This window comes from Enterococcus casseliflavus NBRC 100478 (assembly GCF_001544095.1).
GTDB classification, from domain to species: Bacteria; Bacillota; Bacilli; order Lactobacillales; family Enterococcaceae; genus Enterococcus_D; species Enterococcus_D casseliflavus.
This window is the reverse complement of sequence record NZ_BCPT01000025.1, coordinates 24,350-37,764: the sequence shown is the minus strand read 5'-3', so window position 1 is coordinate 37,764 and position 13,415 is coordinate 24,350. Positions and strand designations below refer to the sequence as shown.

Sequence of the window (13,415 nt, the reverse complement as noted above, 5' to 3'; positions counted from 1 at the left end):
GGCTATCGAAGAGTATGAACCATGAAATGAAAGTCAATCTATTTTTTAAAACATGACACCAGATCACCATTTATGAACAAAAAATGACACCTCAAGCTGATAAAAATAAGTAATAATGTCAACATAAAGTATTCAGAAATCATTTCCAACTCATTTCTGAATAAATAAGAAAGGAAAGTAGGGTGTGTCATGAGAATTATCATATTGACGAAAAACATATCATATGAGATTGATTTGCAGCGGGAGCTGCAGATTTTGAGCCATGAAGTGTTCGTGGGCAGAAGTACCGAAGAGGAGGAATGGTTGATAGAAAGTGCCAAGTTATTTGACTGTTTATTTGTCAGTGAAACAATTGCTGATCCAGAATTTTTATTGCTCAATCAGACATTGGCTCCTTATTATCAACAGCGGATCGTTCGAATCTTGCCAGGGAATGACGAACAAGAAATGATACTGGAAAAAGCGGAAAATGCGACCTATCTTAATCGGTCATTTGTCGAGTTGAGAGAATTTTTGGCGGCTTTGCCACCAAATACTCGCAAGTTAGAAAAGGCATCAGTAACGAAGGAATCGTTCCCTAAATTTCTTAGTCTGCAAGAACAGATCTTTTTCAATAATCTAGCAGAAGAGCAATTTATCAACCGAGAGGACCTTTGCTGGAAAATTTGGGGCAACGGCGGCACGAATTCCCGAAAATCGCAGCTATCGATTTTGGCGAAACGAATCAATGAGAAATTAGATGAATACGACTATACTGAAAAACGCGTCCGTACCGCTTGGGGCAAAGGATATATCTTGCAGTAAAAAAGCTGAAAATGGGTTTAACTTTTATGCCTGACAAATAGGCCTTCAGGTAAATTTGCCTATCTTGTAGAAACGACTCTGTTTTCAAAGCGAGTCGTTTTTTTATATAAGTATATTAGCAATAAATGAAGAAGGTTATGGAAAAATATGATAATGCTTTTTTTTAGTGATAAAATAGAGATAATCAGTAATGGAAAGAAATACTGCGTAAATGAAAAAAGCATTTGTAGAAAATTGATGGAATACCTTTTGGAGGAGGAAATATCGTGAAGCAGGTTGAATGTGTGCTATTTGATTTGGATGGAACTTTATTGGATTCAAAAGAATGTAGTGTGAAGGCGACAAAAGCAGCTTTTAAAGAGATGGGACTCAAAGTACCCAGTGAAGTAGTCATTGAACATTATATGGGAATACCGATCGAAGAATCATTTTTTAAAATGTCTGAACAGCCATTAGATCAAGAAACCGCAGCGGAATTGATTCAGATTTTCCGAGCCTATTACCAAACCTATGAAGAAAGTACCTTGAAAGTATTTCCAGAAATTCCCCATGTCTTAGAAATCTTAAATAAACGAAAGGTACCTTGTTTCGTCGTTTCAAGTAAGAAGACAGCGGTCGTCAAACGAAACTTAGCTGCTCAGGACCTTGTGGCGTTCTTTGAAGAAATCATCGGCTCTGATGCGGTGACCCACTACAAACCTCATCCCGAAGGAATCAACAAAGTCGTGTCACACTATCAATTTGACCCGACAAAGACGATCATGATAGGAGATGCTATTTTTGATATCCAAATGGGAAAAGCCGCGGGTGTCAAAACGATCGCCGTTACGTGGGGCAGCCACGATCCGAAAAAGCTTTCTGAAGAAAACCCAGATGCTTTGGTAGATGCGCCACGTGAGATTTTAGATTTTCTATATGCATGATCCTTTTTTGTGCTCACAGTGTAAGAGGACGTTTTAGCCTCGCTTATATCTTGGCATGATCCAAAAAGAAAGGACAGATCGTCCTTTTACAACATGCAATTTGAGAACTTTGACCAATGATCGAAACCAGCGATCATTGGTTTTTTGTGCTGTCGTGAGAATGAAGGCGCCACAGCATTGAATAAAGGTATTCATTTCCATTCGTTCTTTTGGTTGATCGCGTAATCATCGGAAAATCACTGCAAATAAATTCCTTTTGATCTTTCTTCTTAGATAAAGCAATGCGGGTACGCTGGATTTTTCTCTCTTATTCCTCTGCTAGAGCAAAAAGGAATTATAAGCTTGGAGCAACAAAAAACTATAATGAGAGTAACTGATTTCCTTAGATCATGCATTGGAGGTGAGCGCAGAACGGGATGCCACCCAAGGATTTCATGTGATTTGAAATACTAGAAGATAAAGCCTTTGTTTTATGTGAAGGGATGTAGGGGCGATTAACGAAGAAGGAAATCATTACGATCAAACGAGGGATCAATGCTATCATTGAAGAAAAGCCATGGATGGAAAGGAGTGATTCTGTGTTATCAGAAAAAATAAATGACCCGAAGGATTATCTGTCTTATTCAAAGGAAGTATTGTTAAGCGCTGGGGTACTGACAGCCTATCCGAAACTTTTTACTTATTATCAGGAACTTTGTGTTGACTTCGAAGACATTTACTATGATCGAACAAAGAACTTATTTGATACCTTTCGAGCGCTTCTGGCTGTGGACGCACAGATCCAAATTCTACTGGAACTTGTGACCAATACCAAAACTGACCTATGTCAAGAGCTGGGGATGAAGGAAGAGGAAATTATCAGTATGATCAAGCATGACAAACGGTACTATTATCGCGAGCTTACGGGTCATGCAACTAACCAACTACCTAAATGGGGATTGATTTATTTAAGTGAAGAGTAAGCTACGCAAAGGATAAGTCACCTTAAAAGTGATCAAATGAAAGCCATTTGACGATCATCAAGGATAAAGGGCATCGAGAAAAAACGAGAGCGTGTTTATGTATGAGTCAGTAAAATAGTCTAGCGAGGTTATCTTGTGATTTGTTATACTAATAGCAAGCGGCTGATGGTGACATCTTGGATTCAGCAAATATGTTCATGTGAGCGCTTTATTGATTGGGTTAGGAAAGAGGGAATGAAATGACGAAGAAAATTATCTTTTTAGATGTAGATGGAACATTGTGCGATGATGCGGGAAACGTACCAGAAAGTGCTCGCCAAGCGATCACAGCGGCACATAAGAAGGGGCATGAGTTTTTCTTGTGTACGGGTCGTTCAAAAGCCGAAATCACAGAAGATGTACTGGCACTGCCTTTAAGTGGAATGATTGGTGCTGGAGGCGGTTATTGCGAGGTGCACGATGAGGTGATTTTGCACAAAGTTTTTGAAAAGGAAGCCTTATTAAGACTGATCGATTTCTTAAAAGCAAACCAAATCGAGTATTACTTGGAATCGAATCAAGGATTATTTGCAAGTACCAATTTACGAAATCGGTTGATTGAGATCGTCTTAGCAGGTGAGCCTGTTGAAAGTGAAGCAGGAAAACAACGTGTTCAAACTATTCAGTGGTTCCTTGATTTATTGATCGAGGACGAAGCGAAAATCGATTACGATGACGTGAACAAAGTTTCCTTCATCAATCATTCCATTCCTTATGAACAGGTCCATGACCAATACCACGAACAATTCCAAATGATTCGCAGTACGGTACCTGTTTTTGGCAAGGACAGTGGCGAGATCGGCATCAAGAATATCCACAAGAAAAAAGCCATCGATTTTCTCTTGAACCATCTAGGGATCGATAACAAAGATACCTTGGCGTTTGGTGACGGCCATAATGATGTCGAAATGTTTGAAGCTGTTGCGACGGGAATTGCGATGGGCAATGCCTGTGAACAGCTATTGGCAGTAGCTGACGAGGTGACGGCTCGACCAGAAGACGGCGGGATTGCGCAAGCACTCCAAAAGCACGGTCTGGTGTAACCACTAAGAAGCAAACGTCTGCACAATCCTTCTGCTTTCTAGAGAGATTGATCAGGAGTTGCGCGACGTTGTTAAAGTGACCTGTAAGACCAACGATTGACAAGGAGGCTGAGTTAAAATGAAGGAAACGACTTTTCTTTGTTATCTTGAACAAGCATTGAAAAACCTGAAGGCGACAGAAGCCTTGCGTTTTAATATCGAAGGCGAAGTCAAGCGGCTGATGAAGGTGTACAGTGAAGCAGAAATTTGTGAGAAAGTAAAAGAGGATCCCTTTAAAAAGTAAGGACATTTTCTTATGAAACACAGCGAATAGAACAAACACCCAACCTCGTGAAAGGCACAAAAGCGATCAATGCTTCTTTTCAGGGAGGGATACTCAGGTAACTAGTTGTTGTATCAAAAAAGACTGATTTCAATTGAATCAGTCTTTTTCGTTTTTCTCAAGCAGTCAGATAAGCCACTAAAATAGCAAACAGGTCGAACAAGACATGTGTGCCCCAACTAGTCAGGATCGAGTTGCTCTTGATGGCAGCTTGGTTAAATAGCAAGCGCGCCACCCCTTGAATGAAAAGAATATGGACCAAGGTATGGAAAACATTGCCGTTATCATAAGTGCTGTAATGAACCAAGCCAAAGATGATCGCGGAAAGGATGCTGGCAACTGGCAAGGTACATTTACTAGAAAAAATCGCTAAAAAGAAGATGGAAAAGAGTTCTTCTCCAAGTAACATGATTGGAATAACGAGCAGAGTCAACCATTGAAAGCCTTCGTTCACTGGATTTCCATGAAGATCCCACTTTAGTCCGTATTGCAAAACGAGAGAAACGAGGAAGCTGATCAGGATGTTTAAAAGAAAATACTTGCTGATCGTCTTCACTGGCGCGATGGGTTTCCCAAAGAGCTGCTTGAATGCTTCTTTACCGTAAACTAGCCGTAATGCCCAATAGCTGGCAATCGACAATGAGAAGATGCTGACGATGGCAGGGGCATACAAAAGACCGACCAAACCGATACCTGCGAGGACTGTTCCTAGTAAAGCGTGGTTCCATGAGATTTGTTTTCCTATAAGTTTGTTCATTTACTTTTCTCTCCTTATTAAGCTATAGAGCATGTACTATTTAGCTGTTTTCTCTGATTCTTCTGCTGTGTGCTTTTTGTGCCGTAATATAAGCGATAAGTACAACAATGAACGTTTTGGGTGATTTTCATATCATCGCTTCATTTGCGCCAATTCTTTGTAGGGTACAAAAGATAGAGTAATCGATAACGAGTTTCTGAAACAAGATGGTCGTATATTTCGGACTTTTTTATGGTTGAGCAACTAAGTGATGGAGGATGCACAAGTACTAAGTTACTTCATTAAGAAAGGAAAACTGACTTCCAGATTCGATGGAATAATCGTCAACAAAGAAACGACATCGCTATGTTCTCTTGAAATCGACTAAAAATTCCAGAATATTTCGAAAAATACCATTGCTTATTTATGGCAAAACCATTAGTATTATTAGAAAAACTGATGGTGAATCGATGATAAAGCGAGCCTTTAACAGTGAGAAAGCCGAATCGGTGGCATGAAATAGGAGTGATAAGTGTGGAAGAGTTATGGAATGTATTAAAACCAGCCGAACAAGTCGAACTGAAATTAAGAAAATTGTATACACAGCATCATTTTTCACCTTATCACTCGAACAATTTTGAAGAGTATCGCAACTATCAGCAAAATGATCAGTTCTTGCGTGGTTCTTCCATCATCACGTTTACAGGCACGGATGGCAGGACGATGGCGCTAAAACCCGATGTCACCTTGTCGATTGCCAAAAATACACCTTCTGGAGAAGCGCGCAGAGTGTATTATGTGGAGGATGTCTATCGACAGGATCGTCAAGCAGGGGAATACCAAAAGATCGATCAAATCGGTTTGGAGCTCATTGACCAAATCACATGGGAAGATCAACTGGAGGTTGTAAAACTGGCTTGGGAAAGTTTGGCTCAGGTGGGAAAAGGGACCTTGGATCTGTCTCATATGGGGATTTTGGATGGCATCTGCCAACGCTTCCCCGAAGCGGATCGACAAAAGGTACTGCACTGCCTGCGGGACAAGAGTTCCCATGGCATGGATGCACTGACTGAAAAAGCTGGCTTGTCAGCAACAGAAGCTGAAAAATTGGCGAAACTGGTACGTTTGTCAGGTGATTTTGAAACCAAGTATCAAAAGGCCAAAGAGCTGCTGGCAGAGTATCCCCAAGCACAAGCTGGTTTAGCAGAACTAAAACAACTGTATCAAGCATTGCAAAAAGAACAACTGTCAGCTTCCATTCGGATAAGGCTGGATTTTTCAATTTTAAATGATGCCGATTATTACAGTGGCTTGCTGTTTCAAGGATTCATCGAAGAAGCAAGAGAGACGATTTTATATGGCGGCCGTTATGATCGCTTGATGAGTCGGCAAGGCAAAGAGCAAGGGGCGATCGGGTTTGGTATGAAGCTCAACCATGTAGGGCAAAAGGTGCCGACTGACAACGAAAGTTCAGGCTATTTGAACATTGCGCTACCTAAAGGCCGCATGGGGGATGCCGTCTACGATTTATTCACGAAAGCTGGAGTCGCTGCGCAAGGCGTCTTCAAAGACAATCGCCAACTAATTTTTTGTGATGAAGAAAACAAGCTGCGCTTTTTCTTAGTCAAGCCTAGCGATGTGGCGATCTATGTGGAGCACGGAGTGGCGGATATCGGTGTCGTAGGCAAAGATATTTTAATGGAAAGCAAGGCAGAAGTCATCGAATTTCTTGATTTGCATATGGGGGTCTGCCGTTTGGCAGTAGCGGCGCGTACGGATTTCGAGGAAGATTTCTCCCGCCCGCTGCGGGTCTCCACAAAATATCCGCAGATCACCCGTCAGTTTTATCAAGGGTTAGGTCGCTCGGTGGAATTGATCCAACTGCATGGATCCATTGAATTGGCTCCTTTGTTAGGTCTATCCGATGTGATCGTTGACATCGTCGAAACGGGGACGACACTAAAAGAAAATGATTTAGAAGTGATCCAAGACATCGCGCCGTCTTCAGCGCGTTTAGTGATCAACCACGCCACGTGGCGTTTCAAGCAAGAACGCATTCAAACAGTGATTGAGAAGGTGAGGGAGCAATTATGAGAATTTTTTCGACCCAAAAAGATACGATCGAAACGATTGTGGCAAGGAAACAGTCGGAAACGAAGGATGTTTCAACCATTGTCGCCCAAATCATTGCCCGTGTTCAGCAGCAAGGAGATCAGGCGTTGTTTCAATTAATTGAAGAAATCGATCAAGTGACCTTGTCTTCCTTAACCGTCAGTCTTGAGGAGGTTGAAACGGCTGTCCAAGCCGTCTCCCCTGAGCTGCTTGAGGTGATGGAACAGGCGAAGGAAAACATTTTGGCATTTCATCAAAAGCAAGTCCAGCAAGGCTTTGTCTTGACGAAGGAAAATGGCGTTGTGATGGGACAGCGGGTCTTGCCACTAGCAAAAGTCGGGGTCTACGTTCCTGGCGGAACAGCAGCTTATCCTAGTACGGTTTTGATGGATGTCCTGCCCGCAAAAATCGCCGGGGTCAAAAAAATCGTTATGATCACACCGACGGACAGCCAAGGAAAAGTTCCAGCTGCTATCTTAGCGGCAGCTTCCGTTGCTGGAGTGGATGAAATCTACAAAGTCGGTGGAGCCCATGGCGTAGCGGCATTGGCTTATGGGACAGAAACGATTCCCAAAGTCGACAAAATCGTGGGACCAGGAAATATTTATGTCGCCACAGCGAAAAAAATGGTGTACGGCGAAGTTGATATCGATATGATCGCAGGGCCCAGCGATGTGCTGATCATCGCCGATGCCAGCGCAAATCCGCGCTGGCTGGCAGCGGATCTTTTGGCACAAGCCGAGCATGATATCTTAGCGCAAGCCATCTTAGTCACAACAGAAGCAGCCTTGATTGAACAAGTCCAAGTAGAGCTTGACTTGCAACTGAAGCAACTGCCCCGCAAAGACATTGCTGCTGCAGCGCTTGAATCTAGCGGAAAGTTGATTCTGGTCAATGATTTGACTGAAGCACTTACCATTGCCAATCAAATCGCCCCAGAACACCTTGAATTAGCAGTGGCAGATCCTTTTGCTTTGTTGGGACAAGTAGAAAATGCGGGTAGTGTTTTTTTAGGACATCATACACCAGAAGTGCTGGGAGATTATTTTGCTGGACCAAATCATACCCTACCAACAGAAGGGACCGCCCGTTTTTACTCGCCGTTATCAGTGGATGATTTTATTAAGAAAAGCAGCTACTTGTATTACCCAGAAGCAGCCATGAAGGCGGCTGGTCCAGCCGTAGCGTTGTTCGCAGAAACCGAAGACTTGATCGGCCATGCCCGTTCGATCAATGTACGAAGAGAGGGAGAAAAATGACCTTTTTACATCAAAAGTATCACAAGCTGACTCCTTATACACCAGGGGAACAAGTAGACGAGCAAGCCGTTATTAAACTGAACACCAATGAAAGTCCTTATCCGCCAGCGCCAAGTGTTCAAGCGGCGGTTGCCGATGCCGCCCACAAGCTGAATCGTTACTCGGATATTGCTGCTGAAGTGGTGACAACCCCTCTGGCTGCCTATCTTGGCGTTAAACCAGCCCAGCTGTTTCTCGGTAATGGCAGTGACGAAGTCTTGTCCTATCTCTTTCAAGGCTTCACGGAAAACGGCATCGCCTTTCCCGATGTGACCTATGGGTTTTATCAAGTGTATGGTGCCTTGTACCAAGTCGCTGCCACCGTTGTTCCGCTGCAAGAAGATTTCTCGATTGCGTTAACGGACTACGATTCGCTCAAAGGGACCGTTATTTTTGCCAATCCCAATGCGCCGACTGGGGTTTATCAAGAACAAAGCGAAATTTGTGCCTTTCTAAAACGGCATCCCGATCGCTTAGTGATTGTCGATGAGGCCTATATCGATTTTGGCGGCTCTTCAATGGTTTCTTTGATCGATCAATACCCAAATCTCTTGGTCGTGGGGACGTTTTCGAAATCTCGGCAGCTGGCAGGGGCACGCCTAGGCTTTGCGGTTGCCAATGAAGGACTGATCCAAGACTTGAATCGGTTGAAATTTAGCTTGAATCCTTACAATGTCAATAGTTTGACCCAAGCCGCTGGTGCAGCCGTTTTGCAAGAACAAGCGTATGTCGATGAGAAGATCCAAGCAACGATCCACGTGCGTGAGTGGAGCAAGCAAGCCCTAGCGAAACTCGGCTTTGAGCAGACCGACAGCCAAGGAAATTTTTTGTTTGCAAGGCACCCTGCGATTGCTGGTGAAGAGTTGTATCAGGCACTGAAAGAGCAGAAAATCTTCGTCCGCTGGTTTAATCAGCCCCGCATCAAAGAGTATTTACGGATCACGGTAGGAACGAGGGCCCAGATGGAACGATTGATGACGGTGTTAACAACGATCATAGAAGAGGTGAAGGAATGAGAAAAGCAGAAGTTACCCGCAATACGACTGAAACCAAGATCCACCTGCAGTTGACGATCGATGGTACTGGTCAGCAATCAATCAAGACTGGTGTGGGGTTTTTAGACCACATGCTGGAATTATTTGTCCGCCACGGTCGCTTTGATTTGACGTTGGTCTGTGATGGTGATACAGAAGTAGATGCCCATCACACAACAGAAGACGTAGCCATCGCCATTGGCCGAGCGTTTTCAGAAAGTCTTGGGGAGCGACGAGGCATCAAACGCTATGGCAGTATGCTGCTGCCGATGGACGAAGCCTTAGTCATGACAGCGATCGATATTAGCGGTCGTGGCATGGCAGTCGTAGAGTTGGCGATACCGAGCGAAAAAATCGGGCAGCAGTTTGATACAGAATTGGTTGAAGAATTTTTCATTGCTTTTGCCCGTGAATTAGGTGCTACGATCCATCTCCATCAAATCGCTGGGAAAAACAGCCACCACATTGTGGAAGCTTGTTTTAAAGGCTTTGGGCGTGCCTTAGGTGAAGCAGTAGCGATCAATCAAGCAGCCCCAGATGAGATCCCTTCAACCAAAGGGACGATCCAGTGATTCATGAGGGAAAAATGATTACGTATCTTCCACACAGATGGATGAGATAAGGAAAGGGGCGTATTATGTTAGCAATCATCGACTATGGGGTCGGCAATTTGTTCAGCTTGTCTCGTTCGCTGGATTATTTGGGTGTTGACTGCCAAATCACGCGTTCACTAGCAGAATTAAAAGCTGCCGACCGCATTCTTTTACCTGGCGTAGGCGCTTTTGGCGATGCCCGCCAAAAGTTGGCAGAGTTGTCGCTGATCGAACCGATCCAAGAATTGGCAGCAGCTGGCAAACCCTTTTTAGGCATTTGTTTAGGGATGCAGCTGTTGTTTGATAGTAGTGAGGAGTTTGGCACACATGCGGGGCTCGGTTTGATTCCAGGACGGATCGTTTCCATGCAAAGCGCCTTTGAAGAAGCCAAACTGAATCTGAAAGTGCCGCAGATTGGTTGGAATCGGCTGACTGTCAGAAAGGAAAGTCCTCTAGTCAGCGGGCTAGGGGAACAAGACTTTGTCTACTATGTCCACAGTTATTTTGCTACTGATTGCCAAGAGTATGTCATAGCAGACAGTGACTATGGTCTAGCAATTCCCGGTATCGTGCAAAAAGACAATGTCTTCGGTACTCAGTTCCACCCAGAAAAAAGTGGGGCTGTCGGGTTGAAGATTTTAAAAGCATTTACGGAGGTGCCGCTATGAAAATTTTTCCAGCAATTGATCTGTTAGATCAAAAAGTGGTCCGTTTGTACCAAGGAGACTATGAGCAAAAAGAAGTGTTTGGGGATGATCCAGTGGCATTTGCTCGTTCATTTGAAGAAGAAGGTGCCAACTATCTGCACCTCGTCGACTTAGATGGTGCCAAAGCTGGCAAACTCCATTACTTTGATGTCGCAAAAAAAATCGTCCAGCAAACCAATCTGTTTGTCGAAGTTGGCGGCGGGATTCGTGAGGAAGAAACGATCCAGCATTGTTTGGCAGCAGGCGTTCATCGGGTGATCCTCGGCACGATTGCCCAGAAAGACCCAGCATTCACAAAAGCGATGCTTAAGAAATACGGCAATAAGATCGCGATTGGGGTCGATGCCAAGGAAGAAAAAGTGGCCGTGGAAGGCTGGCTCGAGAAAACGGCAACAGACGCGTTTACTTTTTGCCAACAATTGGTGGAATGGGGCGCGCAAACGATCATCTTTACCGAAATCTCACGTGACGGTACAGGAGAAGGCATCAATCTGCCGCTATACGAAAAACTCAATCAATTGGATTGCGACATCGTGGCTTCTGGCGGCGTGGCTTCATTGGCAGATATTAAAGGATTAAAACAGTTGGGCATCTCTGGCGTGATCGTTGGGAAATCCTTATATAACGGCAGTCTCCAATTGGCGGATGTCTTAGCAGCAGGGGAGGCAGAAGCATGATCGCCAAACGAATCATTCCTTGCCTTGATGTGCGAGATGGGCGAGTCGTGAAAGGGGTCAATTTTGCTGGCTTAAAAGATGTCAATGATCCAGTGACTTTGGCGCGCTTTTACAATGAACAAGGCGCCGATGAGCTGGTTTTTTATGACATTACTGCTTCTGCAGAAGAACGCGGCTTATTCACGGACATTTTGCAGCGCGTGGCGTCAGAAGTGTTTATTCCTTTGACGGTGGGCGGTGGCATCAATCAAGTAGCAGATTTTGAACGAGTCTTAAACTGTGGCGCCGACAAAGTCAGCGTCAATTCGGGGGCACTTCGCAGACCAGAGTTGATTGCAGAAGGCGCGAAACGCTATGGCAGCCAGTGCGTTGTTTTATCCGTTGATGTTCGCCGTGTCGGTGAGAACTGGCATGTGTTTGCCAAAGGCGGACGGGAAGATACAGGCTTAGAAGCATTGGCGTGGATTCGCCAAGCTGAGCAGTTAGGTGCTGGTGAACTAGTCATCAACAGCATGGATACCGATGGCGTGAAGCAGGGGTTTGATTTAGACTTGCTGAAAGCTGTCAGCGAAATCACCAAATTACCGATCGTCGCATCGGGTGGTGCTGGCAAAAGTGCCGATTTTATCGAGCTGTTTCAATTGCCAAATATTGAAGCAGGGTTGGCGGCCTCGATTTTTCACTATGGCGAGGTAAAAATCCCAGAACTGAAAAAACAATTACAGGCCGTCGATATTCCCGTACGAATCGTATAGCGTTGGCGTTTTGATAGGCAATAGAAGGAGTGGATAACATGGTGCAAGTACGATTTGATGAACAAGGATTGGTTCCAGTGATCGTGCAGGATGTGGAAACGAATGAAGTTTTGACCTTGGCTTATATGAACCAAGAAAGTTTGACCTTGACCTTGAAAGACCGATTGATGACCTTTTATTCCCGCAGTCGCCAAGAATTGTGGCGCAAAGGAGAAACCAGCGGCAATTACCAGCATTTAGTATCATTGACCGCAGATTGCGATCAAGATGCTTTAGTCGCCAAAGTAAAAAAAGACGGACCTGCTTGCCATACAGGCACAGAAAGCTGCTTTACAGAGGTGCTTTATGGTACAGAATCCTCTCCGACCATCGATGCGTTGTATGAGCTGATAAAAGGTCGTAAAGATACGCCGCATGAAGGCAGCTATACCAGCTACTTGTTTGAAAAAGGCAGTGAGAAAATCTTAAAAAAAATCGGCGAGGAAGCAACCGAGGTCGTGATTGGGGCGATGAAGGAAGACCGCCAAGAAACCGTTTATGAGATTGCTGATTTGGCGTATCATACATTGGTTTTAATGGCAGAAATGGGGATTGATTTAGCGGCTATTCGCCAAGAGCTTGCCAAGCGTCATGTTGTGGATAAGAAAGTCAAACAAGAACGGATGCAATAACGGTCAGGGGTTTTCAGTAGAAAGAAAGCAACTGACGATAAAAAAAGAAGCCCTTCAGCCATTGTTTGAAGGGCTTCGCAACCGTGGCGATAAAGTTGATCTGCTGGTACTTTGAGTGAGCACACAAACTGGCTATTTGTTTTCCAACTCTTCGATCAATTCTTTCATTTCTTTGATTTCTTTTTCCTGTGCGTCAATGATTTTTTCTGCAAGTTCTTTTACTCTTGGATCAGACAAATCGGCATTTTTACTGGTTAGAATCGCAATCGAATGATGGGGAATCATGGCTTTCATCCAGGCCGTATCTCCCACGGCGGTTTGGCTTCTGACCATAAACAGTGAACCAAAAAAGAGTACAACACTGACAACTAAAATTCCGATATTCATTTTCTTGTTGTCATACATCTTCCACATAAATAACAGCATGATGATCGCCATCATCGCGCCCATCATTAGTGCCATAAATAGGCGGGTTTGGCTGAAAAAGATATGATCGAGGGCGTAGACATTGAAATACATCATACAAAACATAATCACCGTCGATACCCCAATCATTACCAAAAATTTCCCGTATTTCTTCATTTCTTTCCTCTCCTTTTTGTGTACAAAATAAAAACAATAAAGCAATCCAAAACATCATCGGAACAGATGCTTTTTTTCGTTTATTGTTTTGTTAGAATAAATTTACTCCCTAAATCAAGTATAGCGGAGGAAGTAGAATGAGAGAAGCGATATACAT

Annotated in this window: 15 protein-coding genes; 13 read left to right on the top strand and 2 right to left on the bottom strand. The window is 44.0% G+C overall.

Annotation, left to right across the window (positions count from 1 at the left end; all coding sequences use genetic code 11):
- Positions 1-189 precede the first annotated feature (189 nt).
- From ECA1_RS15580 to ECA1_RS17670, 5 genes are all read left to right on the top strand, one after another.
- Entirely contained in the window at positions 190-804 is a 615-nt protein-coding gene (locus ECA1_RS15580) for a hypothetical protein (protein WP_005225192.1), read from the top strand.
- Positions 805-1,070: 266 nt separating this feature from the next.
- Positions 1,071-1,727, top strand: coding sequence for an HAD family hydrolase (locus ECA1_RS15575; protein WP_060792986.1), 657 nt, complete (start codon positions 1,071-1,073; stop codon positions 1,725-1,727).
- A 578-nt stretch (positions 1,728-2,305) separates the two neighbouring features.
- Positions 2,306-2,689: a DUF7006 family protein gene (locus tag ECA1_RS15570; RefSeq protein ID WP_010747547.1), complete on the top strand. Its 384-nt coding sequence runs from the start codon at positions 2,306-2,308 to the stop codon at positions 2,687-2,689.
- 239 nt (positions 2,690-2,928) lie between these two features.
- Positions 2,929-3,771 carry a Cof-type HAD-IIB family hydrolase gene (locus ECA1_RS15565; RefSeq protein WP_060792984.1) on the top strand — a complete coding sequence of 281 codons (843 nt, stop codon included), beginning with the start codon at positions 2,929-2,931 and terminating at the stop codon, positions 3,769-3,771.
- 118 nt (positions 3,772-3,889) lie between these two features.
- Positions 3,890-4,054, top strand: coding sequence for a hypothetical protein (locus ECA1_RS17670; RefSeq protein ID WP_016610470.1), 165 nt, complete (start codon positions 3,890-3,892; stop codon positions 4,052-4,054).
- Between the two features lie 157 nt (positions 4,055-4,211).
- On the opposite strand, the gene ECA1_RS15560 is transcribed toward ECA1_RS17670, so the two are convergent.
- A complete protein-coding gene (locus ECA1_RS15560) occupies positions 4,212-4,850 on the bottom strand; it encodes a CPBP family glutamic-type intramembrane protease (protein ID WP_060792983.1) in 639 nt (212 codons plus the stop codon).
- Between the two features lie 513 nt (positions 4,851-5,363).
- Here ECA1_RS15560 and hisG point away from each other — a divergent pair.
- From hisG to hisIE, 8 genes are all read left to right on the top strand, one after another.
- Positions 5,364-6,923, top strand: coding sequence for an ATP phosphoribosyltransferase (gene hisG / locus ECA1_RS15555; RefSeq protein ID WP_010747551.1), 1,560 nt, complete (start codon positions 5,364-5,366; stop codon positions 6,921-6,923).
- Positions 6,920-8,200 (top strand): histidinol dehydrogenase, encoded by a 1,281-nt coding sequence (hisD, locus tag ECA1_RS15550; protein ID WP_081091763.1) that lies wholly within the window; start codon positions 6,920-6,922, stop codon positions 8,198-8,200. The genes hisG and hisD overlap by 4 nt, the downstream gene beginning before the upstream one ends.
- Positions 8,197-9,255, top strand: a complete 1,059-nt coding sequence (gene hisC, locus ECA1_RS15545; RefSeq protein ID WP_060792981.1) for a histidinol-phosphate transaminase — start codon at positions 8,197-8,199, stop codon at positions 9,253-9,255. The genes hisD and hisC overlap by 4 nt, the downstream gene beginning before the upstream one ends.
- Positions 9,252-9,845, top strand: a complete 594-nt coding sequence (gene hisB, locus ECA1_RS15540) for an imidazoleglycerol-phosphate dehydratase HisB (RefSeq protein WP_005225202.1) — start codon at positions 9,252-9,254, stop codon at positions 9,843-9,845. Before hisC ends, hisB begins: the two co-directional genes overlap by 4 nt.
- 65 nt (positions 9,846-9,910) lie before the next feature.
- Entirely contained in the window at positions 9,911-10,534 is a 624-nt protein-coding gene (gene hisH, locus ECA1_RS15535) for an imidazole glycerol phosphate synthase subunit HisH (protein ID WP_060792980.1), read from the top strand.
- Positions 10,531-11,250 (top strand): 1-(5-phosphoribosyl)-5-[(5-phosphoribosylamino)methylideneamino]imidazole-4-carboxamide isomerase, encoded by a 720-nt coding sequence (gene hisA / locus ECA1_RS15530; RefSeq protein ID WP_015509107.1) that lies wholly within the window; start codon positions 10,531-10,533, stop codon positions 11,248-11,250. Before hisH ends, hisA begins: the two co-directional genes overlap by 4 nt.
- Entirely contained in the window at positions 11,247-12,005 is a 759-nt protein-coding gene (gene hisF, locus ECA1_RS15525; RefSeq protein ID WP_005225205.1) for an imidazole glycerol phosphate synthase subunit HisF, read from the top strand. The genes hisA and hisF overlap by 4 nt, the downstream gene beginning before the upstream one ends.
- A 38-nt stretch (positions 12,006-12,043) precedes the next feature.
- Complete coding sequence (gene hisIE, locus ECA1_RS15520) at positions 12,044-12,676, top strand: bifunctional phosphoribosyl-AMP cyclohydrolase/phosphoribosyl-ATP diphosphatase HisIE (protein WP_060792979.1); 633 nt, start codon at positions 12,044-12,046, stop codon at positions 12,674-12,676.
- A 132-nt stretch (positions 12,677-12,808) separates the two neighbouring features.
- On the opposite strand, the gene ECA1_RS15515 is transcribed toward hisIE, so the two are convergent.
- Positions 12,809-13,258, bottom strand: a complete 450-nt coding sequence (locus tag ECA1_RS15515) for a DUF305 domain-containing protein (RefSeq protein ID WP_005225207.1) — start codon at positions 13,256-13,258, stop codon at positions 12,809-12,811.
- Positions 13,259-13,415: the final 157 nt, after the last annotated feature.

What these genes read in the sequence shown, in the direction of transcription:
- hisB (WP_005225202.1), top strand. Translation starts at nt 9,252, where the DNA reads ATGAGAAAAGCAGAAGTTACCCGCAATACGACTGAAACCAAGATCCAC.
- ECA1_RS15515 (WP_005225207.1), bottom strand. Translation starts at nt 13,258, where the DNA reads ATGAAGAAATACGGGAAATTTTTGGTAATGATTGGGGTATCGACGGTG.
- hisF (WP_005225205.1), top strand. Translation starts at nt 11,247, where the DNA reads ATGATCGCCAAACGAATCATTCCTTGCCTTGATGTGCGAGATGGGCGA.
- hisC (WP_060792981.1), top strand. Translation starts at nt 8,197, where the DNA reads ATGACCTTTTTACATCAAAAGTATCACAAGCTGACTCCTTATACACCA.
- ECA1_RS15560 (WP_060792983.1), bottom strand. Translation starts at nt 4,850, where the DNA reads ATGAACAAACTTATAGGAAAACAAATCTCATGGAACCACGCTTTACTA.
- ECA1_RS15565 (WP_060792984.1), top strand. Translation starts at nt 2,929, where the DNA reads ATGACGAAGAAAATTATCTTTTTAGATGTAGATGGAACATTGTGCGAT.
- hisH (WP_060792980.1), top strand. Translation starts at nt 9,911, where the DNA reads ATGTTAGCAATCATCGACTATGGGGTCGGCAATTTGTTCAGCTTGTCT.
- hisA (WP_015509107.1), top strand. Translation starts at nt 10,531, where the DNA reads ATGAAAATTTTTCCAGCAATTGATCTGTTAGATCAAAAAGTGGTCCGT.
- ECA1_RS17670 (WP_016610470.1), top strand. Translation starts at nt 3,890, where the DNA reads ATGAAGGAAACGACTTTTCTTTGTTATCTTGAACAAGCATTGAAAAAC.
- hisD (WP_081091763.1), top strand. Translation starts at nt 6,920, where the DNA reads ATGAGAATTTTTTCGACCCAAAAAGATACGATCGAAACGATTGTGGCA.
- ECA1_RS15580 (WP_005225192.1), top strand. Translation starts at nt 190, where the DNA reads ATGAGAATTATCATATTGACGAAAAACATATCATATGAGATTGATTTG.
- hisIE (WP_060792979.1), top strand. Translation starts at nt 12,044, where the DNA reads ATGGTGCAAGTACGATTTGATGAACAAGGATTGGTTCCAGTGATCGTG.